The sequence below is a fragment of the Paracoccus sp. J56 genome (assembly GCF_019633685.1).
GTDB lineage: Bacteria > Pseudomonadota > Alphaproteobacteria > Rhodobacterales > Rhodobacteraceae > Paracoccus > Paracoccus kondratievae.
Genome location: NZ_JAFL01000004.1, coordinates 162,849 through 188,108, shown reverse-complemented (window position 1 = coordinate 188,108; position 25,260 = coordinate 162,849). Strand labels below are relative to the sequence as shown.

Here is a 25,260-nt window from a genome sequence, read left to right as displayed (position 1 = left end):
GTGACTTACTCGCTGGTGGCGGGCGGCAGGACCAGTTCGGGCGCAGGCACACCGCTGGCCGGTGCCGGGCTGCCGCTTGCCGCCGGGGCGGGTTCGCTGGCCGGTGCCGCCGGTGCGGTCGTGGGCGCCGCGCTTTCCGGAGTGGTGCTGGCCGGTGCGGTGCTGGTCGAGCCGGTGGCGGGGGCCGTGGTCTCAGGCGCAGTCGTTGCCGGGGTCGTGGTTGCGGGCGTCGTGGTTGCCGGGGTCGTCGCCGGGCTGTTGTCGGTCGAGGTTTCCGGCTTGCTGGTCCCGGTCGCGTTTTCCGCGGCGGGTGCCGTCGTGTCGCTGGCGGGGGCGGCCGGTTTCGTCGCCGGAGCGGCAGGTTTAGGCTGAGCTTTCGGCTTTGGCGCGGCGGACGATGCGCGAACCTGAGCCTTGGGCATGGTGTCGGTCGGGGCCGCACAGCCGGTCAGGCGCTGGCTGCCGACGCGCAACCGCGCAGTAAAGGGCGATTTCTGATCGCCGACCTCACATTCGGCCGCCTGAATATTCAGCGCAAAGACCGAACCGTTCATCGTTCCGATGAATTCGACCCCGCGGCCATAGACCATGCGGCGCACGGTAACGCCGACGGATTTCGCGCCCGACCGTTCATAGACGGCGGTCTTGTCGTTGGCGGTCACCGCCCAGCCTGCGCCAGCGGCGCGGAAGATCGCGGTGTTGAGGGTGCGTGCCTCGGCGGTAGCGATAGGTTTCGCCTCGCCCCCGGTCTCGATCGGCTGTTCCAGCGGCGAGACGGCGGGCGGGCCGGAATGGCCGGGGGCCGCCTCGGGCTCGGCCGATTTCTGGAAGGGCAACTCGCCGCAGGCGGCAAGGGCCACTGTCATCGCAAGCACGGCGCATGCCGAACGGAATTTCATCTGCTCTGTCCCGGTTCCCATGGGTATTGCTTATGCCGATTGGCTACAGGAAGGGCAGGGCTTGAGCAAGCACAGACAGGGCCTGCAAGGGGTCAGGACCGCCGGTGCGCGATAATTTGCACGCAGTCAGCAGTTCGGGACGTTGACCGCAAGCCCGCCGAGCGAAGTTTCCTTATACTTGTCGCTCATGTCGCGACCGGTCTGGCGCATGGTCTCGATGGCGGCGTCCAGCGGAACGAAATGCTGGCCATCGCCGCGCAGGGCCAGACTGGCCGCCGAAACGGCTTTGATCGCGCCAAGCCCGTTACGCTCGATACACGGCACCTGCACCAGACCTTTGACCGGGTCGCAGGTCATGCCCAGGTGGTGCTCAAGCGCGATTTCGGCCGCGTTCTCGACCTGTTCGGGGGTGCCGCCTATGACCGCACAGATCCCTGCCGCCGCCATGGCGCTGGCCGAGCCGACCTCGGCCTGACAGCCGCATTCCGCCCCCGAGATCGATGCATTATGCTTGATAAGCCCGCCAATCGCTGCGGCGGTCAGCAGAAAATCGTCCAGCTGCCGCTCCGAGGCTCCCGGGACATGGTCGAGCCAGTAGCGGATTACCGCCGGTACCACGCCCGCCGCGCCATTGGTCGGCGCGGTGACAACCTGACCGCCGGCCGCGTTTTCTTCGTTCACGGCCATGGCATACATCGACATCCAGTCATTGATGACATGGGGCGCGGTCAGGTTCATGCCCGCCTCGGCCTTCAGCGCCTCATGGATGGCGGCGGCGCGGCGGCGGATCGACAACCCTCCGGGCAGGATGCCGCGGGTTGCAAGGCCGCGGTCCATACAGTCCCGCATCACTTGCCAGATTCGGTTAAGTCCGGCCGAAATTTCAGCATCCGTGCGATAGACGCGCTCATTCTCGCGCTTCATCCGGGCGATGGATTTGCCCGATTTTTGCGCCATCTCCAGCATCTCGGCGGCCGAGGCAAAGGGATAGGGCACCTTGGGGGCGGCATCGGTCCGGGTATCGTCGCCACGCGCGGCCAGTTCGGCCTCGGTCATCACGAAACCGCCGCCGATCGAATAATAGATCTCTTGAAAGATCACGTCGCCCTGCGCGTCGGTTGCCATCAGGATCATGCCATTGGCGTGGCCGGGCAGCGGACGGTCATAGTCAAAGATCAGGTCGTGCACCGGGTCAAAGACCAGATCGCCCAATCCCGCAGGCGACAGCACCCTTGTTTCGCGGTTGCGGGCCAGCGTGTCCTCGGCTGCCTCGGCATCCATGGTTTCGGGCAGGAAACCGGCAAGGCCAAGGATGGTGGCGCGGTCGGTGGCATGGCCTTTCCCGGTGAACGCCAGGCTGCCATGCAGACTGGCGCGCAGCCCATGGGCGCGAAAGGGCTGCTGGCGCAGAGCGTCAAGAAAACGGCCCCCCGCCACCATGGGTCCCATGGTGTGAGAGGAGGAAGGGCCGACTCCGATCTTGAATATGTCGAAGACGGAAAGAAACATCGCGCACTCCCTGGCTGGCAGGGCAAGCCTAGCCGCCCTTGCCCCCAGGAAGCCAGAGCCGTTGCGACAGCGGGCCTGAAGCTCCGCGACATTTGACGAAACCGGCTCTGCCCTGTATTTAGGCATCAAGCACCAAAAACAGGCAAAATCCCTATTCGCGGCATCGCCTGCCAATCAGGCAGACGCCGCATTCTTTCGCATTCCCGCAGTGTGGCATACGAGTTTTCCCATGACATTGCCCGAACCCATCACCCTTGGCTCTGTGCGGCTTGGCCCTCCGGTCTTTCTTGCGCCGATGGCCGGCATCACCGATCTGCCCTTTCGTCGCGCGGTGGCGCGTCATGGCGGGGCGGGGCTGATGGTCAGCGAAATGGTCGCCTCGACCGAGATGGTGACCCCGCGCCCCTCGACCCGCGCGGCGGTACGCGCCAGGGCCCTGACCGAGGGGGCGTTGCCCGTCAGTGTCCAGATTGCCGGGCGCGAGGCGGGCGCTATGGCCGAAACGGCGCGCATAGTCGCGGGCATGGGCGCACGCATTATTGATATCAACATGGGCTGCCCGGCGAAAAAGGTCACGGGCGGGCTGTCGGGTGCTGCGCTGATGCGCGACCTTGATCATGCGCTGGGACTGATCGAGGCGGTGATCTCGGCCGTGCCCGATCTGCCGGTGACGCTAAAGATGCGGCTGGGCTGGGATGGCGACTGTTTGAACGCGCCGGAACTGGCGCGCCGCGCCAGCGGGGCCGGGGTCCGGATGCTGACAGTCCATGGCCGCACCCGGGCGCAGTTTTATACCGGCAGTGCCGACTGGGCGGCGATCCGGGCCGTGGCGAACCTGCCCGATCGCCCGCCGTTGGTCGCCAATGGCGATGTGGTCGATGCGGCCAGTGCCCGCGCGGCGTTGCGTCAATCGGGGGCCAATGCGGTCATGGTCGGTCGTGGCGCACAAGGGGCGCCCTGGCGGCTGGCGCAGATCGCGCATGAGCTGTGGGGTACGCCCGCCCCGGTCATTCCCAAAGGCGCTGCCCTGGCCGGGGCGGTGGCCGAGCATTACGATGACATCCTGTCGCTTTATGGTCGTGAGCTGGGCTTGCGCGTCGCGCGCAAACATCTGGGCTGGTATGCCGAGGCGAACGGTGCCCCGAACCGCGCCGAGCTTTTGCGCGCCCCGACCCCCGAGGCGGCGATGTCCGCAATCCGCGCCGGGTTCGGCGATGCCGATGCGGCGCTGGTTGATGCGGTCCATGCCAACGCTCAGGCGACCGAGGTGCCCTCATGACCAGCCGCGTCCGGTCCGAAATGCTGCCCGACCTTGAGGTGGAAACCGCAGGCGGCTTCATTCCGGCAGAGGTAGGGCCGAACTGGTCGGCGCTTCCCCTGCCAGCGATCATTCTGGATGCGCAGGGCCGGATCGCGGCGATGAACGACCTGGCCGAGGCCTTTCTGAACATCTCGTGCCGCTCATCCCTGGGCCATGCGCTGGAAGGGCCCGAGATGCTCAAACGATTGCGCATCGTGCCCTCGCTTGGCTCGATCCTTGAGCGAATGCGCGAAGGGCATGAGGCGCTGAACCACGCCGGTGTGCGCTTTGAGATCGGCGACCGCTCGGGCGGGCATTCCGATCGTGTCGCCACCGTTCACGCCGGGCAGGCCCCCAGCCCCGAAGGGGGAACCGTCATCCTGCTTGCCCCCAGCGACGGGGGTGGCCGGCTGGGGCAGGGGCAGGCGGCGCGGTCTGCCGCCCGCTCGGCCATCGGCATGGCCGAGATGCTGGCCCATGAGATCAAGAACCCGCTGGCAGGTATTCGCGGCGCGGCGCAGCTCATCGGCATGAACCTTGAGGCCGAGGATCGCGACCTTGCCGATCTGATCGTCGCGGAATCGCGCCGCATCGTCGAACTGCTGGATCAGGTCGAGCGGTTTGGCGACACCTCGGCCCCCCGTCTGGCGGCGGTGAATATCCATGACGTGCTTGAACGTGTGCGCCGCTCGGCTGCTGTCGGCTTTGGCAGGGGGCTGCGGATCGTACCCGATTACGACCCCTCATTGCCGCCGGCGCTGGTCGATTCCGATCAACTGGTGCAAGTCTGCCTGAACCTCGTCAAGAATGCCGCCGAGGCGATTGGCAGGGCGGGGCAGGGCACCACCATCCGCCTGCGCAGCTTTTACGACGGCACCCTGCGCCTTGCCCCGACCGAGGCCGAGCCGCAGGGCCGCAGCCTGCCTCTGCAGATCGAGATCGAGGATGACGGTCCCGGCATCCCCGAGTCGCTGATCGGCGCGGTGTTCGAGCCCTTTGTTTCGGGGCGAGAGAACGGCACCGGGCTGGGTCTCGCGCTTGTTTCCAAGATCATTACTGACCATGGCGCGTGGATTGCGCTGGAATCCCGGCCTGGTCGCACCGTTTTTCGCATTTCATTGCCCAAAGCCTGAGGTTTCTTCATGGACGGCACCGTTCTGATCGCTGACGACGACCGCACCATCCGCACGGTCCTGACCCAGGCCCTGACCCGTGCTGGCTGCCGGGTCCACGCCACCGGCTCACTGTCGCAACTTTTGCGCTGGGTCGAGGAGGGCCGCGGAGATCTGGTCATTACCGATGTGATGATGCCCGATGGCAATGGCATCGACATGATCCCGGCGATCCACAAGGCACGGCCTGACCTGCCGGTGATCGTGATCTCGGCCCAGAATACCATCGTCACCGCCATTCGTGCGACCGAGGCGGCCGCCTTTGACTACCTGCCAAAGCCCTTTGACCTGCCCGAGCTGATGACGCGGGCCAATCAGGCGCTGTCGCGGCGGGTGCGCAAAACCGATCCAGCGCCCTCGGCCGCGCCTGTGCCCGAGGCGGTTGCCGATCCGGCCCTGCCGCTGATTGGTCATGCTCCGGCCATGCAGAACCTGTTCCGCATGGTTGCCCGGGTTCTGAACGCCGATCTGCCGGTGATGATCGCGGGCGAGGCCGGGGTGGGCAAGACCGTGGTCGCGCGCTCATTCCATGACCTTTCGGACCGGCGCGAGGCGGGGTTTGTCGTGCTGACCTCGGCCGATCTGTCCGAAGAGGCGATCCATAATGCCGCCGACCGCGCCCAGGGCGGTACGCTGTTGATCGAGGATCCGGCCGGGTTCGACACCGCCGCTCAGGCCCGGCTGATCGGCATGATCGAGGCATGGGAGGTCGGACCGCGCCGCAACCTCATGCCGCGCCTTGTATCGACCACCGGCGCTGATCCGCAGGCGGACGTGACAGCCGCGCGGTTGCGGGCGGATCTGTATTACCGCCTTGCCGGGGTCACGATCACCGTGCCGCCGCTGCGAGCCCGTGTGGATGACATCCCGCCACTTGCGCGCCACCTGCTTGCCCGCGCCGCGGCGCAGGGTCTGCCACATCGCACCCTGTCCGAAGGAGCGACGGCCCTGATCCGCGCCTATCCCTTTCCCGGCAACGTGCGCGAGCTGGAAAACCTGACCCGTCGGCTGGCGCTGACTGCCGCCGGATCCGAGATATCCGAGGCTGAGGCCCATACCGCATTGGCGGAATCCAGCCCAATCGTCCCCCCCGCCCCGGCAGGTGCACCCGCTGTCCGTAACGGAGCACCCGCCCCGGTCGCGGCCCCGGCCGCCGCTGCCGTTCCGCTGGGTGAGCCTGCGAACATGCGGCTGGCCCAATCGGTCGAAATGCACTTGCAGCGCTACTTTGATCTGCATGGCGATCAACTGCCGCCGCCCGGCCTTTATGACCGGATCCTGCGCGAGATCGAAAAGCCTTTGCTTGAGATTGCCTTGGATGCGACTGGCGGAAATCAGCTGCGCTGTGCCGATCTTTTGGGCATCAATCGCAATACTCTGCGCAAGAAATTGACCGACCTGAATATTGAGGTGACACGGCGGCGCAAACTGATGTAAAACAGCCACAGATGGCCTTGCGAGAGTCGCTGAACGGCCACAGAACAGCCGCGGCACGGCGGCGGAACCGTGAGGGCAGGCAAGGTGGCGGGAACGCTGTCCAGGGGTACATGGGAACGAGTCGCGCGTTTGCGACGTCTGCGCTGGTATCGCAATGCGGCGACGCTTGGGCTTGTCCTGCTGGGGCCGGTGCTGGCTGGTCTGACCTTTGCGGTGATGGGCCCCTTTGACAATGCCAGCTCGGGCGGGGCGGCGTTGCGGCTGGTGCTGCTTGCCGACCTTCTTTACCTGATCGTGCTCATCGGCCTTGTTGTGGCGCGTATGGTGCAGATCGTGGCGGCGCGGCGCAAATCGGCCGCCGGGTCGCGCCTGCACATGCGGCTGGTCGGCGTTTTTGCCACCATCGCGCTGGTGCCGACCGTTCTGGTCGCGCTTTTCGCCGGCCTGACGGTGAACATCGGCCTTGAGGGCTGGTTTTCGAATCGCGTTCAGCAGGTGGTCTCAAGCTCGCTTGCCGCCGCCGAGGCCTATCAGGAAGAGCATCGCCGCGACCTGACCAATGACGCGCGGCTGCTTGCCGGTGCACTGACGCAGGCGGCGCGGCAGAACCCGATGCTTGAGGAAGGCGACCTGCGCCTGTTGCTGACCGATTACCAAAGCCAGATCCAGCGCGGCCTGCGCGAGGCTTATATCGTCGATGGCCGCGGCACGATCCGTGCGCGCGGCGACCGCAGCTATCAGTTCTGGTACGAACAGCCGAGCCCTGCCCAGTTCGACGAGGCGGCGACCCGGGGGCTGGTGCTGATCGAGGATTGGCAAAACAACGAATTCCGTGCCCTTGTGCCGCTGACCCCGCTGCCGGACCGCTATCTTTATGTCACCCGCGATGTTGATGGCAGCCTGCTGGGGCTGCTGGACGATACGCGCCAGACCGTCGGCGATTACCAGCGGCTTGAGCAGGAGCGGGGTCGGGTCCTGCTTGAATTTTCGCTGCTTTATCTGGGCTTTGCGCTGCTGCTGGTGGCGGCAGCTATGTGGCTGGGCCTGTGGTTTGCAGATCGCCTGTCGCGCCCCATCGGCCGGCTGGCCGAGGCTTCAGAACAGGTGGGTAAGGGCAATCTGGACCTGCAGATCCCCACCCCCGACACCGGGGACGAGATCCAGACCCTTGGCGAAAGTTTCAACCACATGACGCGCCAGCTTAAGTTGCAGCATGAAGAGCTGGTCGAAAGCTATCGCGCGGTGGACGATCAGCGCCGGCTGTTTGATTCCGTGCTGTCTTCGGTTACCGCCGGGGTGATCGGGCTGGATGCTGCGGGTGAGATCGACTTTCTCAACCGCTCGGCCACGAGGTTGCTGGGGCTGGATCCGGTAACAGCGCATGACCGGCTGTTGTCCGAAGCGGTGCCTGAATTTTCGCCGCTGTTTGATCGGCTGGAGCATTCGGTCAATGAATCGGTGCAGGACGAGATTCGCCTGTCCCGTGAGGGGCGGGTGGAAAGCCTGCTGGTGCGCATGGCGATCCGCCGCGGTGCAGCGGGCGGACTGGAAGGTTACGTGGTCGCGCTGGATGATGTGACCGATCTTGTCTCGGCGCAGCGCATGGCAGCCTGGGGCGATGTTGCCCGTCGCGTCGCGCATGAAATCAAGAACCCGCTGACGCCGATTCAGCTTTCGGCCGAGCGGCTGAAGCGCAAGTTCGGCCCGATTGCCGGGGATGAGCGCGAGGCGCTGGAGCAATATACCGAAGTCATCATCCGCCAGACCAACGACCTGCGCCGGATCGTGGACGAGTTCAGCCGCTTTGCCCGCATGCCGGAACCCGACCGTAAGGAAACCGATATCACCAAGCTGTTGCGCGACACCGAGCTGATGCAGCGCGATGCGCTGCAAGGCGCGCTGATCTCGGATATTCCTGATGAGCCGGTGATTGTCGATGCCGATGCCGGGATGATGCGGCAGGTCTTTACCAACCTGTTAAAGAATGCGGGCGAGGCGCTGGATGAATTGCGCGCCTCTCCGCCCGAAGGATGGGAGCCGCAGGTTCAGGTCACTATGACCGCTGCCCCCGATGCCGTAACCATCCGCATCATCGACAACGGCCCCGGCCTGCCCGAGGATCGGACCCGGCTTTTTGAACCTTATGTCACCATGAAACCTGGCGGCACAGGCCTTGGCCTGCCCATCGTTAAAAAGATTGTCGAAGAGCACGGCGGCTGCCTTGTGCTGACCGACGCGCCCGAAGGGCGGGGAGCCATGGCCGAAATACGATTGCCGCGCGAACGCCAGCCAGTGCGCCTGTCCGCGCGCCGCCAGAAACACGAGCAGGAAGCAATGAAATGAGCGATATTCTGATTGTCGATGACGAACGGGACATCCGTGAACTGATTTCCGATATCCTGCGCGACGAGGGCTTTTCGACCCGTCTCGCCGCCAATTCTGATCAGGCGGTGGCCGAACTGAACACGGCTGAACCGGCGCTGATGATCCTCGACATCTGGCTGAAGGACAGCAAGATGGACGGGATCGACATTCTCAAGCAGGTCAAGCGCAACAACCCTGACGTGCCGGTCGTCATCATCTCGGGCCATGGCAATATCGAGATCGCGGTCGCGGCGATCAAACAGGGCGCCTATGACTTTATCGAAAAGCCCTTCAACATCGACCAGCTTCTGGTGGTGATCCGCCGCGCGATGGAGACGGCGCGCCTGCGCCGCGAGAATGCGACACTGCGGCGGGGTGAGGCACGGGGCGCCGAGATGCTGGGCAACTCTGCCCCCTTCCGGCGGCTGCGCGAACAGTTGGACAAGGTCGCGAAGTCGAACGGCCGGGTCATGCTGACCGGTGAGCCGGGCGTCGGCAAGGAAACCGCCGCGCGCTATGTTCACGCCCAAAGCCCGCGGGCGCGTGAGCCTTTTATCACCGTGCCCTGCGCCACCATTGAGCCCGAGCATATGGAAGAAGTGCTCTTTGGCCGCGAAACCCCCGAACGGGGGATCGAACCGGGGCTTCTGGAACAGGCCCATGGCGGGGTGATCTATTTCGACGAGGTGGCGGATATGCCCCTTGGCACCCAACCCAAGATCCTGCGCGTGCTGACCGAGCAGCAGTTTCAGCGTGCCGGCGGTACGGACAAGGTGCGGGTGGATCTGCGGGTGATCTCGTCGACCAACCGCGACCTTGCGGCCGAAATCGCTGCCGGCCGGTTCCGGCAAGAGCTTTATGACCGGCTGAACGTCGTGCCGGTTGCGGTTCCATCGCTAGCCGAGCGGCGCGATGATATCCCGCTGCTGGCCGAGTCGTTCATCGAGCAGTTCCACGCCAGTCAGGGTCTGCCCCAGCGCGAACTGCCCGAAGAGACCGCCGCCGCTTTGCAGGCAATGAACTGGCCGGGCAACATTCGCCAGCTGCGCAATGTGATCGAGCGGGTGCTGATCCTTGGCGACGGCACCGGGCCAATCCAGCCGTCCGAGCTGGAAGGCCAGACCGGCAGCGCAAGCGGCGCCGAGGTGCTGGCTCTGGGGCCGCAGATCACCAGCCTTGCCCTGCGCGAAGCACGCGAGCTGTTCGAGCGGGAGTATCTGCTGGCCCAGATCAACCGTTTTGGCGGCAATATCAGCCGGACGGCGCAGTTTGTGGGCATGGAGCGTTCGGCCCTGCATCGCAAGCTCAAGTCGCTGGGCGTTGTCGGTGGCGTGCGCGTCGAAGAAGAGCTGGTCGGCAAGTAACACCCCCGAGGTGATCGCCTGGGCGCGTTGCGGCGCGGGCTTGTGGCCCGGCTGCCGCGCGATTAGCCATGTCTGTCGGATGCCGTGGCTCTGCGGGGCGTTTCCCTGTATCCGTTACCATTCCGGCGCGTTAGGATCGCGCCTTACCAAGGGTTGAATTGGAGCCGGTATGAAGATCATCATCTGCGGGGCAGGTCAGGTCGGTTGGCATATCGCCCGCCACCTTTCGGGCGAGCGGAACGATGTCACTGTCATCGACACCAATGCCGAACTGATCCGGCGCGCCACCGATGCGCTGGATGTGCAGGGTGTGACAGGCTTTGCCAGCCATCCCGATGTGCTGGACCGCGCCGGTGCGCGCGATGCCGATCTGATCATTGCCGCGACCCATTCGGACGAGGTGAACATGGTCACCTGTCAGGTCGCGCATTCCGTCTTTCAGGTGCCGCGCAAGATCGCGCGGCTGCGCAGCTCGGCCTATCTCGACGCGATTTACTCGGATCTCTACCGCACCGATCACCTGCCGATCGACGTGGTGATCAGCCCCGAGCGCGAGGTGGCGCGGGCGGCGATCCAGCGCCTTTCCGCCCCTTCGACCTTTGATGCCGAGACCTTTCTGGACGGGCAGCTGCACCTGCTTGGCATTTTGCTGGAGGCGGACAGTCCGGTGCTGAACACGCCTCTGCGCCAGTTGAACGACATGTTCACCAGCCTTAGCGACATCGTGGCCGGGGTACGGCGGGGCGGCAAGCTGTTTGCCCCCGAGCCGGGCGATCAGCTGTTCGAGGGCGATCAGGTATATGTCTTTACCCATGCCGTCGATGTGCCGCGTACGCTGGAAATCTTTGGCAAGCCGATGGCTAAACAGGAAAGCGTGGTCATCATCGGGGCGGGCAACGTGGGCCTTGCCGTGGCCCAGGCGCTGGAGGCGCGGCCCGAACGTATCCGTGTCAAGCTGATCGAGCGCAGCCGCGCCCGGGCCGAGGATGCGGCGGACGCGCTGAACCGTACCATCGTTCTGAACGGCGACGGGCTGTCGGCCGAACTGCTGGAAGAGGCGGCGGTACCACGTGCCGATGCGGTTCTTGCCATCACGGATGACGACAAGACCAACATCCTTGCCGCGGTGCGTGCCAAGCAGGCGGGGGCAAAGCTGGCGATCTCGCTTGTCAACGACCCGACGCTGATGCCGCTGATGGAGCCTCTGGACATCGACGCCTTCATCAACCCGCGGGCCAGCACGGTTTCGACCATTCTGCGCCATGTGCGGCACGGACGGGTGCGCGATATCTACTCGATCGGCGATGCCGAGGCCGAGGTGATTGAAGCTCAGGTACTTTCGACCTCGCCCATCGCCGGGCGGGCCCTGCGCGATATCGACTTTCCCGGCGGCGCGCTGCTTGGCGCTGTCCGCAAGGGTGAGCGCGTGATCAAGCCGACCGGGGATCTGCGCATCGAAGAGGGCGATATCGTGGTGATCTTTGCCCTTGCCTCTGACATTCCCGAAGTCGAGCGCCTGTTGCAGGTCTCGATTGATTATTTCTGAGGCGGGGCGATGACACTGCTGCTGCGCCTGCCGCTGATCGTGATCCTGGGGGGTATCGGGGCGCTGGCCATGGTCCTGCCCGGACTTTACGCCCATGCGCTGGACCAGCACAAGATCGGCTCGATCTTCCTTGGCGCGGCGGGGCTGTTTCTGTTGTTGGCTGCCATGCTGGGGCTGGCAACCGCTGATCGTGCCCAGGGGACACGCGCCAGCAGCGTGCTTTTGGTCATGCTGGGGACGATGGCGGGCCTGCCCGCGATGCTGGCTGTGCCCTTTGCCCTGTCATTGCCCGACACCGGCTTTTTCAACGCCTGGTGGGAGATGGTCTCCTGCATTACCACGACGGGCGCTTCGCTTTACGCGCCCGACCTGCTGCCGGCGCCGCTGCATCTGTGGCGGTCATTGGTTGGCTGGCTGGGTGGGCTGTTCATGCTGGTCGCGGCGATTGCGCTGCTTGCCCCCCTGCGGGTCGGCGGGTTTGAGATCATGACCTCTCCCTACGGGCGCAGCGAACGGTTCGAACATCTGCCGCGTTCGGGCAATGAGCCGCTGATTCTTACGCCGTTGTCGCATCCAGCCTATCAGACCGAACTTTACGATCCGGTGCAGCGGGCGATGCGGGCGGGGCGGGCAGTGCTGCCGGTCTATGCTGGGCTGACGCTGCTGATGTGGATGCTGCTTCTGATGCTGGGTGAGCCGGGGCTGGTGGCGCTGACCCGGGCGATGGGGACGCTGTCGACCAGCGGCATCAGCCCGGTCTCGGGTCCTGCTGGACAGGGCAGCGGTATCACCGGCGAGGTCGTGATCTTTCTTTTCCTGATTCCGGCGCTGTCGCGGCGGTTCTGGCCCGGCGGAGGAGAGCTTAAGGCCAGTGAAAGCTGGAACGACGACCCCGAATTGCGCATGGCGGCAGGTGTGGTGCTTTTGGTGTCGCTTGCGCTGTTCGTGCGCCATTTCGCCGGGGCTGTCGGCGTCTCGCCGACCGGCGCGAAGGGAATCGTCGATACGCTCGATAGTGCGATTTCGGCGGCCTGGGGCGGGGTGTTCAATGGTCTCAGCTATCTGACCACCACCGGCTGGAACTCGGTCGAGTGGGAGGGCGCGCGCAGCTGGTCAGGTCTCAGCTCTCCGGGGTTGATGCTGGCGGGCCTTGCGATGATGGGCGGAGGCGTGGCCACCGCCGCGGGCGGGGTCAAGCTGCTGCGGGTCTATGCGCTGGCCCGTCACAGCGAGCGCGAGCTTGACCGCATCATTCACCCCAGTTCTGTCGGGGGCGGCGGGCTGATGGCGCGGCGGCTGCGGCGCGAGGGGGCCTATCTCGCTTTCATTTTCTTCATGCTGTTTGCCAGTTCGATTGCGGTAACGATCATGCTGATTTCGTTGCAGCGCATCGAGTTTGACAGCGCGACGATTCTTTCCATCGCGTCGCTGACCAATACCGGACAGCTTGCCGGTGCGATTCCGCTGACGCCGACATTTCAGGGATCAGCCGGCATGGCAGGCGCGCCATGGGCAGGCTGGGCTGGTCTGCCCGGTTTTACCAAAGCGGTGCTGGCCGGTGCGATGGTCGTCGGACGGGTCGAGACTTTGGCCATCCTTGCGCTCTTCTCGCCTGATTACTGGCGGCGTTAACGCAGATCACATGCTTGCAAGCCGCCGCCTGCTCCCCTAAGTCTTGAAAACCAGCGATAAGAACAAGGTGCCCCGAATGGCCGGCGACAAACAGAACCTCCAGGACGCTTTCCTGAACCATGTGCGCAAGGGCAAGGTTCCGGTCACGATCTTTCTCATCAATGGGGTCAAACTTCAGGGCGTGATCACCTGGTTTGACAATTTCTGCGTACTTTTGCGCCGCGATGGACAATCGCAACTGGTTTACAAGCACGCCATCTCGACCATCATGCCGGGGCAGCCGATCAGCCTCTATGAGGGCGAGGACTGATTGGCCGAGCCATCGGAAACCCGTGAGCGGCCCACCCGGGCCTATGTCATCCATCCTGATCTGGGCAATGCCCGCACCCGCCGCGCCCCCGAACTGGCGCTGGAGGAGGCGGTCGCCCTTGCCCATGCGCTGCCCGCCATTGAGGTGACGGGGGCCGAGGTGGCGCGGCTGCGCAAACCTGATCCGGGGATGCTGTTTTCCAAGGGGAAGCGCGAAGAGATCGGCGCGCATCTGCAGGCCGTAGCCGATGGCGAAGGGGCCGAGCTTGTGCTGATTGACGGACCGGTGACCCCGGTTCAGCAGCGCAACCTGGAAAAGGAATGGGGGGTCAAGATTCTTGACCGCACCGGGCTGATTCTTGAAATCTTTGCCGACCGCGCCCGTACGCGCGAGGGGGTCTTGCAGGTCGAACTGGCGGCGCTGGCCTATCAGCGCACCCGGCTTGTCCGTGCATGGACCCACCTTGAACGTCAACGCGGCGGATTGGGTTTTGTCGGCGGGCCGGGTGAAACGCAGATCGAGGCTGACCGTCGCGCCATTGACGAACAGGTGGTCCGCCTGCGTCGGCAATTGTCGCGCGTGGTCAAAACGCGCGAGCTGCATCGCAAGGCCCGCGCCAAGGTGCCCTATCCAATCGTGGCGCTGGTTGGGTACACAAACGCCGGTAAATCCACGCTTTTCAATCGCCTGACCGGGGCCGAGGTTGTGGCCAGGGACCAGCTTTTTGCCACGCTCGACCCGACCATGCGTCAACTGACACTGCCGGGCGAGCGAAGGGTGATTCTGTCCGATACGGTGGGTTTCATTTCGGACCTGCCACATGAGCTGGTCGCCGCCTTCCGCGCTACGCTGGAAGAGGTGTTGGCGGCTGACCTGATTCTGCATGTTCGCGACATCAGTCATTCCGAGACCGAGGAACAGGCAGCCGATGTCGGCGAAATCCTCGATTCGCTTGGTGTTGAGGATGACGTGCCGCTGATCGAGGTCTGGAACAAGATTGACGCGCTGTCGCCCGACATCCGGCAGGCTTTGCAGAATACCGATGCACGCAAGCAGGATGTGCAGGCGATCTCGGCCCTGTCCGGAGAGGGTATCCCCGCGCTGCTGTCTGCCATTGAGGCCAAACTGGCCGAGGCGCTGGACGAACCACGCCGCGAGGCAGAGCGGCTTCTGTCCCACTCTGACGGTCGCCGCCGCGCCTGGTTGCATGGTCAGGGTGTGGTTACCTCTGAAGAGATGACCGAGGACGGTGTGCGCCTGCGCCTGCTTTGGACCGACCGGCAAAAGGCAGCGTTCGAGGCTCTTTAACCCGCTTTCTCAGGCAGTTATTTCCAAATGTTAAAGCTGAATCTTCGCCCGTTTTGCGGGCGAAGTCGTCCCGTCAGGCCGGTTACCCTTCAAGCTCATGCGTCCAGGGCGGGTTTGCCCCGGGGCGCGAGACGGTGATGGCGGCCGCGCGGGTGCCAAGCGTCAGCGCCTTGGCGATCGTCTGGGCATCAAGCCTGTCGAGGGCGTCACGGCTAAGTGCCCCTGCGTGATCAAGTGCGGCCATGACGCCCGCGTTGAACGTATCGCCTGCGCCGATGGTGTCGGCAACCTCGACCCGCACCGCTTGGGCGATCTGGGTCTCGCCCGCCCAGAAAGCCCGCGCCCCGGCTGAACCTCCGGTCTGGAACACGACGCGAGGGCCGCGGGCAAGGATCGCCGCCGCGGCTTCTTCGTAGCTTTTGCCGGGCATCAGCCAATCCATGTCGTCGCCCGAAAGCTTGACCAGATCGGCCATGGCAAACAGCCGCTCAAGCCGCGCGCGATAGGCGTTGGAATCCGAGATAAAGAAGGGACGAATATTCGGGTCCAGCATGATCGGCATGCGGTGGCGGACACGCCTGACCAGTTCCTCGACCGCAGCGCCGCAGGGATCAGGGACAAGGCTGATCCCGCCGATGAACAGTGCCGAGACGGTTTCCGGGATCTCGGGCAGGTCCTCGGGCGAGAACATGCGCCCGGCCGAGCCCTCGTCATAAAAGAAATAGCGTGCCTCGCCCCCTTCTAACGAGACAAAAGCCAGCGTGGTCAGCCGGTCGCTGCGCGGGCAAAGTGCGGTGTCGACCCCGGCTTCGGCCAGTGGGCGCATCAGCGTCTCGCCAAAGCGGTCACGCGATAGCGGCCACAGATAGCCCGTCGGTACGCCCATACGGCCAAGCGCAATCGCGGTGTTATAGACTGCGCCACCGGGCAGAGGGCGATAGTTCGCCCCTTCGGGCACCATGTCGATCAGCGATTCTCCGACGCACAGGATCATGGTTACCCCTCCCTTCCCGTTCCTAACCGCTTGGGGCGGCAAGGCCGCCCGTTCCGGCCTTCTGATAGCGGTAACTGTCGGCGATGAAAATATCCGGTGTGAAGTCCGCCTCACCAATCCGCACGAAACCGCCGCGCTCATTCATCCAGATCAGTGCGAGCAGCAGGACAAGTGCCAGAAGCACCGCGAAAGTGATCTTCCACACCGACCAGGGCCGTTCGCCCTGCACCCGGCCCGACTGACCGTTGACGACGAAGCGGTAGCTTTTACCGTTATAGCGATAAGCCGCTGTCCAGACCGGCAGCAGGATATGCTTGAAGGTTTCATCCGTGTAGCGGGTCTCGATTCCGTGGATGCGCTGTTCGTTGCCGCCGATGTCGCGGCGCACGTCCATGGCGATGACACCTGCCATTTCCTGTCGCGCAATGTCATGGCCGGCGCTGAGCGGGATTGTATAACCCTCGGCCAGAAAGCCGGCCAGATATTCGGGCCGATATGGCACCAGATGCGACAGATCCCATGGGGTCAGCGCATCGGTGATCCGGCGTGGCAGAGTGCTGGAGGCAAGCACCAGCACATCGTCGAAATTCCGCGCCACCTGACCCGATACCGTTGTCCAGCGCGTCTTGCGCACCTGTTGGGCGACCCGCTGCTGGCGGCCGTCCACCATCTGGGTGACATAGACCGTTTCATAATACCAATCCCCGCGCGCGCCGCTGTAACGTGAGGCTGTATCGGCGTCGAAGGTCCAGAAGGGCGAATAGACCCCGCTCATCTTTTTGCCGCGGCGGGCATAGGCGGTCAGGCCCGACGGGGCGAACCACAGGCCGCGCAGCCAATCCTCAAGAGCCGCTTTTGCCTGAGCCTCGCTGATGACAAAGGGCAGCACGCCCTGTGGTTTGATCAGCCGGGTTGTGCCGGTGTCCGTAACCACGGCAGTGGCGCAGAACGGGCAGGCCGAGGCGTGGCGGTCGCTGGTGATTTCGACCTTTGCGCCACAATTAGGGCAAGAGAGGGTGCGGACCGTTTCGGCCAGCTCGCTGTTGCGGTCAAGCGACAGGCCATCCTCAAGCGGCAGTTCCCGCAGGCCGGGTGATTTGTGCCCCCCGTCCCATTGCAGCGCCCGGCCAGTCGCAGGGTCGCGCAGAATGGCGCTTTCGCCCCAGGGGCCCTGCTGCGGCTGGCGGGCCGGAGCACGCGCGGGGCCGGGGCCGATATCCTGCTGGTGTCCGCAAAAAGGGCAGAGCAAGCTTTGCTGCCCGGGCGAGAATTCAAGGCTCGCGCCGCAATTCTCGCACGGGTAGCGGTATTCCGAAGGCGGGGTCGGCATTCCTGTCCGTCACTCTGCCTTGGGCAGCGGCGGCGGAGGGGGAGGCGGCGCGACGGTGAACAGCTGGGCCAGCTCGGCCACGTCCTCGGCCCGTTTCCAACCGTCCTGACCGGGGGTCCAGACCAGGGTGTCACGGGCAAACTGCCCCTCGCGTGCCAGCCGGCCCAGGTGGGCGCGGCCATAGGGGCCGTCGGCTTCGCCATTGATGGCGATATGCCAGACCGTTTCGGGTTGCAGCGGCGGCGGGCTCTGCGGCGCGACCTGTGGCTGGGGCACGGCACCCCACGGACCGCGTTGCGCCATGGCGGCGCCAAGGCCCGCGCCCAGTCCGGCGCCGATGCCTGCCCCCATGCCCCCGGGCTGGTTTGACGCGTTCAGCATTGCCTCGGATGCCGCGTACTGGCCAAAGCGGTTCAGATCGCCCACGATGCCCATCGAGGTCCGCTTATCAAGCATTTTCTCAACTTCGTCAGGCAAGCTAATGTTTTCAATATAAAATTCTGGAATGGTCAGTCCATACGCCGCAATCGTGGGGCTGATCGCTTTGGCGACCATCTGGCCCAGATCGCCGGTATTTGCCGCCATGTCCAGAACCGGGATGCCCGAACCTGCGATCATGCGCGAGAATTCCTGCACGATGATATTGCGCAGCTGAAAGCTGATCTCATCGGCGGTGAATTCGCCATCGGTGCCGACGATCTCGGTCATGAAGCGGCCGGGGTCGGTCACCCGCATGGAGAAGGTGCCAAAGGCGCGGATGCGCACCGGGCCGAATTCCGGATCGCGGGCGATGACCGGGTTGCGCGTGCCCCATTTCAGGTCGTTGAAACGGGTGGTGTTGACGAAATAGATCTCGGACTTGAAGGGGCTGCGAAAGCCGTGGTCCCAATGTTGCAGCCGGGTCAGGATCGGCAGGTTATTGGTTTCCAGCATATAAAGACCGGGCTGGAACACATCGGCAAGCTGGCCCTCATGGATAAAGACGGCCGCCTGCCCCTCGCGCACGGTCAGCTTGGCGCCGTATTTGATCGCCTTGCCTACCGTCGGATAGCGCCAGACCATGGTGTCGCGGCTGTCGTCGGTCCATTCGATGACATCAATGAACTCGCCGCCGAGGATGTCGAAAATGCTCATGAGGCTTGCCTTTCGCGCTTGCCGGGACGCGTGGCGAGGATGATCCCCGCGCCTGTCCCGCGTCAAGCCCCGACTGCCGGGGCTAGGCTTCGGTTCCCAGAAGTTCGCGGGCGATCTGCAGGATGATCGGACGCGCCTCGGCCACGGTCATGCCGGGCTGCAGCCGAGGATCGTAAAGGATCTTGAGCAACAGCTCATCATGCGGGGTCAGATAGGCGAATTCTTCGTCATCGTTGAAGATCGAGGGCCGCACCCGCGGGCTGTCATTGGCAAGGCCCATGCCCTGTGCCAATTCTTCGTGAATGCACGAACGGCGCAGCCGCGAAGGCAGCTCGGCCCGGATCAGCGCCACGGCCTGGGTGTAGGTCGGCGAGTTGCCGTTGGAATAGGCAAAGACCGTGCAGTAATTCTGCGGCGCCAGATCGCGCAGCGCGTCTATATCGCTTGCCGGGATGCCCGGTACGAGCGAGGCGAGGCGCGGGGCGATCTGGCGCCGCTCATCCTCGTTCACGATCAGGACGTTGAAATTGCCCGTACCGCCGGTCAGCCCGACCGGATGGCCGCTGACGCTTTGCAGCCGTGCGGCAAGGCCCGCGATGTCGGCCCGGTCACGGGCCCGCAGCGCCGGAGCGACCGAGTCCCCGAATTCGACCCGCACCAGCACCGGCTGTTGCCAGCGCCGCAGGGGTGCTGGGGTGGCGCGGGGGATCAGCTTGCCCCCTTCGCGTATATATTCGTCGTGAAGGGCGACCTCGATGAAATCCTCGGCCAGCTTTTCGGGGGTCAGGGTGATCTCGGTCCCCCCATCGGTGCGCAGACGCCCGCGGCTGATCAGCGTTTCCTCAACATTGGCAAGATATTCGCGCATACTGCGGCTGGCCGGAGAGGCGGCCGCCGCCTCGGCCCGCGCGGTTGCGGCGCGTGCGGTTTCAGCGCGTTCGCGCCGCAGGGCTGCCTGATCGACCTCGGGTGGTTCGGGCCGGTCCGGGGGTGGCGGTGCCTTGATTACGGGCGGCGGCGCCTCGGTCTGGGTTTCGGGCGCACAGGCGGAAAGCAGCGCCAGCAGAGCCAGCGCAAAAGGCAGAGCGAACGGCTGTGCCAAAAGTCGGGGGCGGGTGGTCAGGGTCACGATGGTGTCGAGGCTGGGGAGGTGGAGCCGGCTCGGGCCGAGGCGAGGGTCTTGCGCAGTTCCGCTTCCATCGTCCTGAGGTCTTCCTCGGCGGCGGCGCGGCGGACGCGACCTTCGTCAGCGATGCGCAAGCTGTCCTCGATGGTCGAAATCAGCTCGGCATTTGCGGTGCGCACCGCCTCGATGTCAAAGACGCCCCGCTCGACCTGAGTGCGGATCTGGGCATTCGCTTCGCGCAGATTCTTGGCGTTCGCGGTCAGCAGGTCGTTGGTCAGGTCGTTTGCCTCTTTGACCGCGCGGGCGGCCTCGGCGCTGCGCTGGATGGTGACTGCCTGAGCCAGCTGCGTTTCCCACAGGGGCACGGTGTTCACCAGTGTCGAATTGATCTTGGTGATCAGCGATTTGTCGTTTTCCTGCACCAGCCGGATCGAAGGCAGAGACTGCATCGTCACCTGTCGCGTCAGCTTCAGGTCATGGACCCGACGCTCAAGATCGTCGCGCGCCGAGCGCAGGTCGCGCAGTTCTTGCGCGGCCATGACCTTGTCGTTTTCTGCCGCAGCCTCGACGGCGGCTTCCTTTGCGGGGATCTCGTCACGGTCGATCTGCGCCAGTTTTTCCTCGCCCGCTGCGATATAGAGCGCGAGCTCGTCGTAGAAGTTCAGCGTGCGATCATAAAGCAGGTCCAGCGATTTGATGTCTTTCAACAACAGGTGCTGGTGATGGTCAAGATCGGCGGTGATGCGATCAATCTGGCCCTGAACCTCTTCGTAGTTGGCGACGAATTTCGCGAATGGAGCGGCACGGCCCAGCAGTTTTTCCCACCAGCTGCGCTTGCGCCTTACGTCGAGTTCGCTGACCGAAAAGCCGCGGATCGTGGTCACGATCTCGCGCAGCGATTCGCCGGCGGGGCCAACGTCCTTGTTCCTGACCCCTTCAAGCATTGCCTGGCTGATTTCCTGCAGCTCATTCTGGGCGCGGGCACCGAAATGCACGATCGAGCCAGAGTCGCGGATATTCACCTCGGCCATGCGCTTGCGGATTTCCTCGGCAAGCTCAGGGTTGGCCTCGCTGAGGGTTGGGGCTGCTGCAGGTGGTTCGGGCAGGACGACCGCGGTCACGGTCTGGATTTCGTCCAGGGCTGCCTGGGCGCTGGCCTGTGTCTGCGTGGTCATCCGGTGTAGTCCTTTCATGTGTCGCAAGGGCCCGGCAGCAGAATAGGCCCTTTCCCGTCGAGTTCAACGAGCGCCCTGCCCATCAGTTCCCTTTGTTTTTGGTGGTGTTGCCATCCTGCCGGGGTGGGACGGGCCATGATGGGGCGGGCGCTTGCCGGCGGGGGTCGCTTTGCGTTGCACGGGCAGCGGGGGGCGTGTAGAACCTGCCCGATCGAGCGTTGCGAAGGAGCCCGTGCATGCGCAGAGTTGTCGTCACCGGACTGGGGATGGTCACACCGCTGGCCTCGGGGGTCGAAGAGACCTGGTCGAGACTGCTGGCCGGAGAATCCGGTGCCGGCCTGATCACTCGTTTCGACACCAAGGATGTGGCGACGAAATACGCCTGCGAAATTCCGTTCGGGGATGGTTCGAACGGCACATTCAATCCCGATGACTGGATGGAGGCCAAGGACCGCCGCAAGGTGGACGATTTTATCGTCTATGGCATGGCCGCTGCCGAGCAGGCCGTCCGCGATTCCGGCTGGGTGCCCGAAAACGACACTGACCGCGAGCGTACCGGCGTGCTGATCGGTTCGGGCATCGGCGGGTTGCAGTCGATCGCCGAAACTGCGGTTCTGATCAAAGAGCGCGGACCGAAACGGGTGTCGCCCTTCTTTATTCCCGGGGCGCTGATCAACCTTGTTTCAGGGCAGGTCTCGATCCGCTTTGGTTTCAAGGGGCCGAACCATGCAGTAGTGACCGCCTGTTCGACCGGCGCCCATGCTATCGGTGATGCGGCGCGGCTGATTGCCCTGGGCGACGCTGACGTTATGATCGCTGGCGGCACCGAAAGCCCGATCTGCGAGATCGGCATCGCCGGCTTCAACGCCTGCAAGGCACTGTCCACCAAGCGCGAGGCTGATCCGAAGGCGGCTTCGCGGCCCTGGGACCTGGATCGCGACGGCTTTGTCATGGGCGAAGGCGCGGGCGTTCTGGTGCTTGAGGAATACGAGCACGCCAAGGCCCGTGGCGCGCATATCTATGCCGAGATTCTGGGCTATGGTCTGTCGGGCGACGCCTATCACATCACCGCGCCAAGCGAGGATGGCGAAGGCGGTTTCCGCAGCATGTCCAATGCCTTGGCTCGTGCCAGTATCAAGCCGGGCGATCTGGATTATATCAACGCGCATGGCACCTCGACCATGGCCGACGTGATCGAGCTTGGCGCGGTCGAGCGGCTGCTTGGCGATGCGGCTGGCAATGTGGTGATGTCCTCGACCAAGTCGAGCACCGGCCATCTTTTGGGCGCGGCAGGCGCGGTCGAGGCGATCTTCTGTATTCTCGCCTTGCGTGACCAGATCTGTCCGCCGACCATCAACCTTGACAATCCGGCGCGTGAAACGCCCGTCGATCTGGCCGCCAATGCTGCTGTGCGCCGCAAGGTGGATTACGTGCTGTCGAACAGCTTTGGCTTTGGCGGCACCAACGCCAGCCTGGTGATGGGACGGGTCAAGGAATGATCTGGCGCCATATCGCGTCGAACTTCCTGACACTGCTGATTGTGGTGCTGATCGCGGTAGCGGCCGCGGTCGCCTGGGGCAAGCATGAATACGACCGGCCTGGCCCAAGCGCCGTGGCTGCTTGCGTGCGTGTCGCGCCTGGCGCCAGCCTGAACGCGATCAGTCAGCAGCTGGCCGAACAGGGCGTGATCTCGAACGCCTATGTCTTTCGGGTCGGCGCTGATTATGAAGGCAAGTCGCGCAATCTGAAATTCGGCTCGTATCTGGTCCCTCCGCAGGCCAGCATGGCCGAAATCTCTCGCGTCATTACCGCAGGCGGCCCCAGCACCTGTGGCACCGAGGTCGTGTTCCGCATTGGTGTGCGCGAAAACTCGGTGATCCTGCGGGACATGGATTCCGAAACTGGCGTTTTTGCCGAACAGGCGAAATACAACCCCGCCACCGAGCCTGCACCTGAGGTCATTGCCGCCGCCGAGCAAAAGCCGGACGCGCGGCTGCGTATTTCGGTCGCGGAGGGCGTGACCAGTTGGCAGGTGGCCGAGGGTCTGAAGCAAGCAGGTTTCCTGGGCGGCGAGGTTGGCAGGCTTCCTGCCGAGGGCAGCCTCGCGCCCGACACCTATGATGTCGAAAAGGGTGCGGATCGCGCCACCCTGCTGGCCGAAATGGCGCGGCGGCAATCGTCGATCCTGGCCTCGGCGTGGGAGGCGCGGGCGCCGGATCTGCCCTATGCTTCGCCCGAAGAGGCGCTGATCATGGCCTCGATTATCGAAAAAGAAACCGGGATCCCGGAAGAGCGTCGCGTGGTCGCCAGTGTCTTTGTGAACCGGTTGCGCCAGGGAATGCGGCTGGAGACCGACCCGACCGTGATCTACGGCATCACTGGCGGCAAAGGGGTTCTTGATCGCGGTATTCGCGGCTCTGAGCTGCGGCGGCGCACGCCTTATAACACCTATCAGGTGGACGGGCTGCCTCCGACGCCGATCGCCAATCCGGGCCGGGCTGCCATCGAGGCAGCGCTGAACCCCGAGGATACGGACTACGTCTTCTTTGTCGCGGACGGTTCGGGTGGTCACGCCTTTGCCCGGACGCTGGAAGAGCACAACAGCAATGTTGCCCGGTGGCGTGAGATCGAGCGTCAGCGCGGACAGCCGCTTTCCCCGGTTCAGGGTGACTAGATTCGGCAGTTGACGGGGGCGTTTTCGCCCCCGTTGCATATTGCGTGCGCTGAGGCGTTGCGCGGCCCATCCTGTTGTTTTCATTGATTTATTTTGAGATGCCGAACGCAACCAATGGGTTTTTATTGACTTTGCGAACGCCCTAAAGTAGAAATTACCCATGCTGGGAGAGGTGGGCAAGCGGCCGGGTCGGATGACCCGAGGCCGCTTTTTTCATTTCTTGCTCGTGCGGACAGACACACGAGGGCAGGACGATCAGGAATGACGATGAATTTCGATCCGGGGCCGGAGGCACCGGAAGGGCCTTTCGTGCCCGGCGCTGCTGCGGCGCCTGACATGGATGTGCTTGCGATCGCGGATGGGCTGTTCCGGTCTTATGCGGCGGATCTTGCCCGATTGCGGGCCAAGATTCAGGCCGGCGAGATGGACGAGTTGAAGGAATCCGTCCGGATGGTGCGCGACCTGAGGGCCGCGACCCAACTGGTGCTGGAGGAAAGGAGCAAGGTTGACAAGCTTCGCAAGGAAGCTGCCGGACAGGTCGGCGCGGGAACGCTTGACCTTGTCGCGGCACGCGATGAGATCGGGCGCCGCCTGGCTTGCCTGCGCCGCGCAGGAGGAGGTTGACGAATTCCTGGGCAGCCTTGGCGACAATGCCCTTGCGGCACTGCCCTGGCTGTTCGAGTTCTGGGCGCTGCCGCATCAGTTGCCGCCCGAGGGCGACTGGAAATCCTGGGTGATCATGGGGGGACGCGGCGCGGGCAAGACCCGCGCCGGTGCCGAATGGGTGCGCATGCAGGTTGAAGGAGCTACCCCAGATGCGCCGGGCCGTGCCCGTCGCCTTGCGCTGGTTAGCGAGACCTTTGATCAGGCCCGTGACGTCATGGTCTTTGGCGAGTCGGGGATTTTGGCCTGCTCGCCTCCGGATCGCCGTCCGGTGTGGGAGGCGGGACGGAGGCGGTTGGTCTGGGCAAATGGCGCCACCGCACAGGTTTATTCGGCGCATGAGCCCGAGGCGCTGCGTGGTCCGCAATTCGATGCCGCCTGGGTCGATGAACTGGCCAAGTGGAAGAAGGCCGAGGAGACCTGGGACATGCTGCAATTTGCCCTGCGTCTGGGGGAACACCCTCAGCAGGTGGTGACGACGACGCCAAAGAATGTCCCGGTGTTGAAGCGGATTCTGGACAATGCCTCGACCGTCACCACCCATGCGCCGACCGATGCCAACCGTGCCTATCTGGCCGAGAGCTTTCTTGCCGAGGTCGAGGCGCGCTATGCGGGCACACGGCTTGGGCGGCAGGAGCTTGAGGGGCTGCTTCTTGAAGATGTCGAGGGCGCGCTTTGGACGAATTCGATGCTTGAACGGTGCAGGGTCGATGCGGCCCCGACGCTATCGCGTATCGTGGTTGCGGTCGATCCCGCGGTGACGGGCGGGGCTGGCGCTGATGAATGCGGCATCGTCGTCGCCGGGGTGGTGGCCGAGGGGCCGGTGACCGACTGGCGGGCCTATGTGCTTGAGGATGCCTCGGTCCGGGGCGGGCCGTCTGATTGGGCGCGGGCGGCAATTCAGGCGATGGAGCGGCATGGCGGCGAGCGGCTGGTGGCCGAGGTCAATCAGGGCGGCGATCTGGTGGAAAGTGTTTTGCGCCAGATCGACCCGCTGGTGCCCTTTCGCGCCTTGCGTGCCGGGCGGGGCAAGGGGTTGCGGGCCGAGCCGGTCGCGGCGCTTTATGAGCAGGGGCGGGTTTACCACCTGCGCGGCCTGGGGATCCTTGAAGATCAGATGTGCCGCATGACCGTCGCGGGCTATGGTGGCAAGGGCTCACCGGATCGTCTGGATGCTCTGGTCTGGGCTATTCACGAGCTGATGATTGAGCCGGCGGCGCATTATACGCGTCCTGCGGTACGCGCGCTCTAGCGGCTTCGGCGCCGCTTTTGCGGGGCTGTCGCATGGATATTTGGACACGGAAGAACGGGCCATGGGGCTCG

20 protein-coding genes are annotated in these 25,260 nt (G+C 64.4%); 13 read left to right on the top strand and 7 right to left on the bottom strand.

The window, feature by feature from the left end; all coding sequences use genetic code 11:
* Window positions 1–5: 5 nt before the first annotated feature.
* A complete protein-coding gene (locus M511_RS04790) occupies window positions 6–899 on the bottom strand; it encodes a hypothetical protein (protein ID WP_138918289.1) in 894 nt (297 codons plus the stop codon).
* Between the two features lie 126 nt (window positions 900–1,025).
* Window positions 1,026–2,408, bottom strand: a complete 1,383-nt coding sequence (locus tag M511_RS04785; protein WP_085501497.1) for an L-serine ammonia-lyase — start codon at window positions 2,406–2,408, stop codon at window positions 1,026–1,028.
* Window positions 2,409–2,637: 229 nt separating this feature from the next.
* On the opposite strand from M511_RS04785, the gene dusB reads away from it, so the two are divergent.
* The 9 genes from dusB (at window position 2,638) to hflX (ending at window position 14,841) form a co-directional block, all read left to right on the top strand.
* On the top strand, window positions 2,638–3,687 hold the full coding sequence (gene dusB, locus M511_RS04780) for a tRNA dihydrouridine synthase DusB (protein ID WP_085501496.1): 1,050 nt from the start codon (window positions 2,638–2,640) through the stop codon (window positions 3,685–3,687).
* Entirely contained in the window at window positions 3,684–4,841 is a 1,158-nt protein-coding gene (locus tag M511_RS04775) for a two-component system sensor histidine kinase NtrB (protein WP_010394179.1), read from the top strand. The genes dusB and M511_RS04775 overlap by 4 nt, the downstream gene beginning before the upstream one ends.
* 9 nt (window positions 4,842–4,850) lie before the next feature.
* Window positions 4,851–6,317 carry a response regulator gene (locus M511_RS04770; protein WP_085501495.1) on the top strand — a complete coding sequence of 489 codons (1,467 nt, stop codon included), beginning with the start codon at window positions 4,851–4,853 and terminating at the stop codon, window positions 6,315–6,317.
* An 84-nt stretch (window positions 6,318–6,401) separates the two neighbouring features.
* The gene (locus M511_RS04765) at window positions 6,402–8,660 is read left to right on the top strand and encodes a sensor histidine kinase NtrY-like (RefSeq protein WP_085501494.1); all 2,259 of its coding nucleotides are present in this window, start codon (window positions 6,402–6,404) and stop codon (window positions 8,658–8,660) included.
* Entirely contained in the window at window positions 8,657–10,045 is a 1,389-nt protein-coding gene (gene ntrX / locus M511_RS04760) for a nitrogen assimilation response regulator NtrX (protein WP_010394172.1), read from the top strand. The genes M511_RS04765 and ntrX overlap by 4 nt, the downstream gene beginning before the upstream one ends.
* A 169-nt stretch (window positions 10,046–10,214) precedes the next feature.
* Complete coding sequence (trkA, locus tag M511_RS04755; RefSeq protein ID WP_010394170.1) at window positions 10,215–11,591, top strand: Trk system potassium transporter TrkA; 1,377 nt, start codon at window positions 10,215–10,217, stop codon at window positions 11,589–11,591.
* A 9-nt stretch (window positions 11,592–11,600) separates the two neighbouring features.
* The gene (locus M511_RS04750) at window positions 11,601–13,223 is read left to right on the top strand and encodes a potassium transporter TrkG (RefSeq protein ID WP_085501493.1); all 1,623 of its coding nucleotides are present in this window, start codon (window positions 11,601–11,603) and stop codon (window positions 13,221–13,223) included.
* 76 nt (window positions 13,224–13,299) lie between these two features.
* Window positions 13,300–13,533 carry an RNA chaperone Hfq gene (gene hfq, locus M511_RS04745; protein WP_010394165.1) on the top strand — a complete coding sequence of 78 codons (234 nt, stop codon included), beginning with the start codon at window positions 13,300–13,302 and terminating at the stop codon, window positions 13,531–13,533.
* Window positions 13,534–14,841 carry a GTPase HflX gene (gene hflX / locus M511_RS04740; RefSeq protein WP_085501492.1) on the top strand — a complete coding sequence of 436 codons (1,308 nt, stop codon included), beginning with the start codon at window positions 13,534–13,536 and terminating at the stop codon, window positions 14,839–14,841.
* A gap of 82 nt (window positions 14,842–14,923) precedes the next feature.
* On the opposite strand, the gene M511_RS04735 is transcribed toward hflX, so the two are convergent.
* From M511_RS04735 to M511_RS04715, 5 genes are all read right to left on the bottom strand, one after another.
* Window positions 14,924–15,835 (bottom strand): carbohydrate kinase family protein, encoded by a 912-nt coding sequence (locus tag M511_RS04735; RefSeq protein WP_085501491.1) that lies wholly within the window; start codon window positions 15,833–15,835, stop codon window positions 14,924–14,926.
* A gap of 22 nt (window positions 15,836–15,857) precedes the next feature.
* Window positions 15,858–17,165, bottom strand: coding sequence for a TFIIB-type zinc ribbon-containing protein (locus M511_RS04730; protein ID WP_085501490.1), 1,308 nt, complete (start codon window positions 17,163–17,165; stop codon window positions 15,858–15,860).
* Between the two features lie 9 nt (window positions 17,166–17,174).
* Window positions 17,175–18,299 (bottom strand): SPFH domain-containing protein, encoded by a 1,125-nt coding sequence (locus M511_RS04725; protein WP_010394143.1) that lies wholly within the window; start codon window positions 18,297–18,299, stop codon window positions 17,175–17,177.
* A gap of 82 nt (window positions 18,300–18,381) precedes the next feature.
* Window positions 18,382–19,428, bottom strand: coding sequence for a DUF2927 domain-containing protein (locus M511_RS04720; RefSeq protein ID WP_010394139.1), 1,047 nt, complete (start codon window positions 19,426–19,428; stop codon window positions 18,382–18,384).
* On the bottom strand, window positions 19,425–20,600 hold the full coding sequence (locus M511_RS04715) for a toxic anion resistance protein (RefSeq protein WP_010394137.1): 1,176 nt from the start codon (window positions 20,598–20,600) through the stop codon (window positions 19,425–19,427). The genes M511_RS04720 and M511_RS04715 overlap by 4 nt, the downstream gene beginning before the upstream one ends.
* A gap of 236 nt (window positions 20,601–20,836) precedes the next feature.
* On the opposite strand from M511_RS04715, the gene fabF reads away from it, so the two are divergent.
* The 4 genes from fabF to M511_RS04695 all read left to right on the top strand — a co-directional run bounded on the left by fabF (window position 20,837) and on the right by M511_RS04695 (window position 25,189).
* A complete protein-coding gene (gene fabF / locus M511_RS04710) occupies window positions 20,837–22,099 on the top strand; it encodes a beta-ketoacyl-ACP synthase II (protein WP_085501489.1) in 1,263 nt (420 codons plus the stop codon).
* Complete coding sequence (gene mltG / locus M511_RS04705) at window positions 22,096–23,274, top strand: endolytic transglycosylase MltG (RefSeq protein WP_010394132.1); 1,179 nt, start codon at window positions 22,096–22,098, stop codon at window positions 23,272–23,274. The genes fabF and mltG overlap by 4 nt, the downstream gene beginning before the upstream one ends.
* Before the next feature lie 261 nt (window positions 23,275–23,535).
* On the top strand, window positions 23,536–23,898 hold the full coding sequence (locus M511_RS04700; RefSeq protein ID WP_010394130.1) for a hypothetical protein: 363 nt from the start codon (window positions 23,536–23,538) through the stop codon (window positions 23,896–23,898).
* The gene (locus M511_RS04695; protein WP_085501488.1) at window positions 23,849–25,189 is read left to right on the top strand and encodes a DNA-packaging protein; all 1,341 of its coding nucleotides are present in this window, start codon (window positions 23,849–23,851) and stop codon (window positions 25,187–25,189) included. Before M511_RS04700 ends, M511_RS04695 begins: the two co-directional genes overlap by 50 nt.
* Window positions 25,190–25,260: the final 71 nt, after the last annotated feature.

Excerpts from the sequence above, each read along its gene's own strand:
- M511_RS04790 (WP_138918289.1), bottom strand. The coding sequence starts at position 899 with ATGAAATTCCGTTCGGCATGCGCCGTGCTTGCGATGACAGTGGCCCTT.
- M511_RS04785 (WP_085501497.1), bottom strand. The coding sequence starts at position 2,408 with ATGTTTCTTTCCGTCTTCGACATATTCAAGATCGGAGTCGGCCCTTCC.
- dusB (WP_085501496.1), top strand. The coding sequence starts at position 2,638 with ATGACATTGCCCGAACCCATCACCCTTGGCTCTGTGCGGCTTGGCCCT.
- M511_RS04775 (WP_010394179.1), top strand. The coding sequence starts at position 3,684 with ATGACCAGCCGCGTCCGGTCCGAAATGCTGCCCGACCTTGAGGTGGAA.
- M511_RS04770 (WP_085501495.1), top strand. The coding sequence starts at position 4,851 with ATGGACGGCACCGTTCTGATCGCTGACGACGACCGCACCATCCGCACG.
- ntrX (WP_010394172.1), top strand. The coding sequence starts at position 8,657 with ATGAGCGATATTCTGATTGTCGATGACGAACGGGACATCCGTGAACTG.
- trkA (WP_010394170.1), top strand. The coding sequence starts at position 10,215 with ATGAAGATCATCATCTGCGGGGCAGGTCAGGTCGGTTGGCATATCGCC.
- M511_RS04750 (WP_085501493.1), top strand. The coding sequence starts at position 11,601 with ATGACACTGCTGCTGCGCCTGCCGCTGATCGTGATCCTGGGGGGTATC.
- hfq (WP_010394165.1), top strand. The coding sequence starts at position 13,300 with ATGGCCGGCGACAAACAGAACCTCCAGGACGCTTTCCTGAACCATGTG.
- M511_RS04735 (WP_085501491.1), bottom strand. The coding sequence starts at position 15,835 with ATGATCCTGTGCGTCGGAGAATCGCTGATCGACATGGTGCCCGAAGGG.
- M511_RS04730 (WP_085501490.1), bottom strand. The coding sequence starts at position 17,165 with ATGCCGACCCCGCCTTCGGAATACCGCTACCCGTGCGAGAATTGCGGC.
- M511_RS04725 (WP_010394143.1), bottom strand. The coding sequence starts at position 18,299 with ATGAGCATTTTCGACATCCTCGGCGGCGAGTTCATTGATGTCATCGAA.
- M511_RS04715 (WP_010394137.1), bottom strand. The coding sequence starts at position 20,600 with ATGACCACGCAGACACAGGCCAGCGCCCAGGCAGCCCTGGACGAAATC.
- fabF (WP_085501489.1), top strand. The coding sequence starts at position 20,837 with ATGCGCAGAGTTGTCGTCACCGGACTGGGGATGGTCACACCGCTGGCC.
- mltG (WP_010394132.1), top strand. The coding sequence starts at position 22,096 with ATGATCTGGCGCCATATCGCGTCGAACTTCCTGACACTGCTGATTGTG.
- M511_RS04700 (WP_010394130.1), top strand. The coding sequence starts at position 23,536 with ATGACGATGAATTTCGATCCGGGGCCGGAGGCACCGGAAGGGCCTTTC.
- M511_RS04695 (WP_085501488.1), top strand. The coding sequence starts at position 23,849 with ATGAGATCGGGCGCCGCCTGGCTTGCCTGCGCCGCGCAGGAGGAGGTT.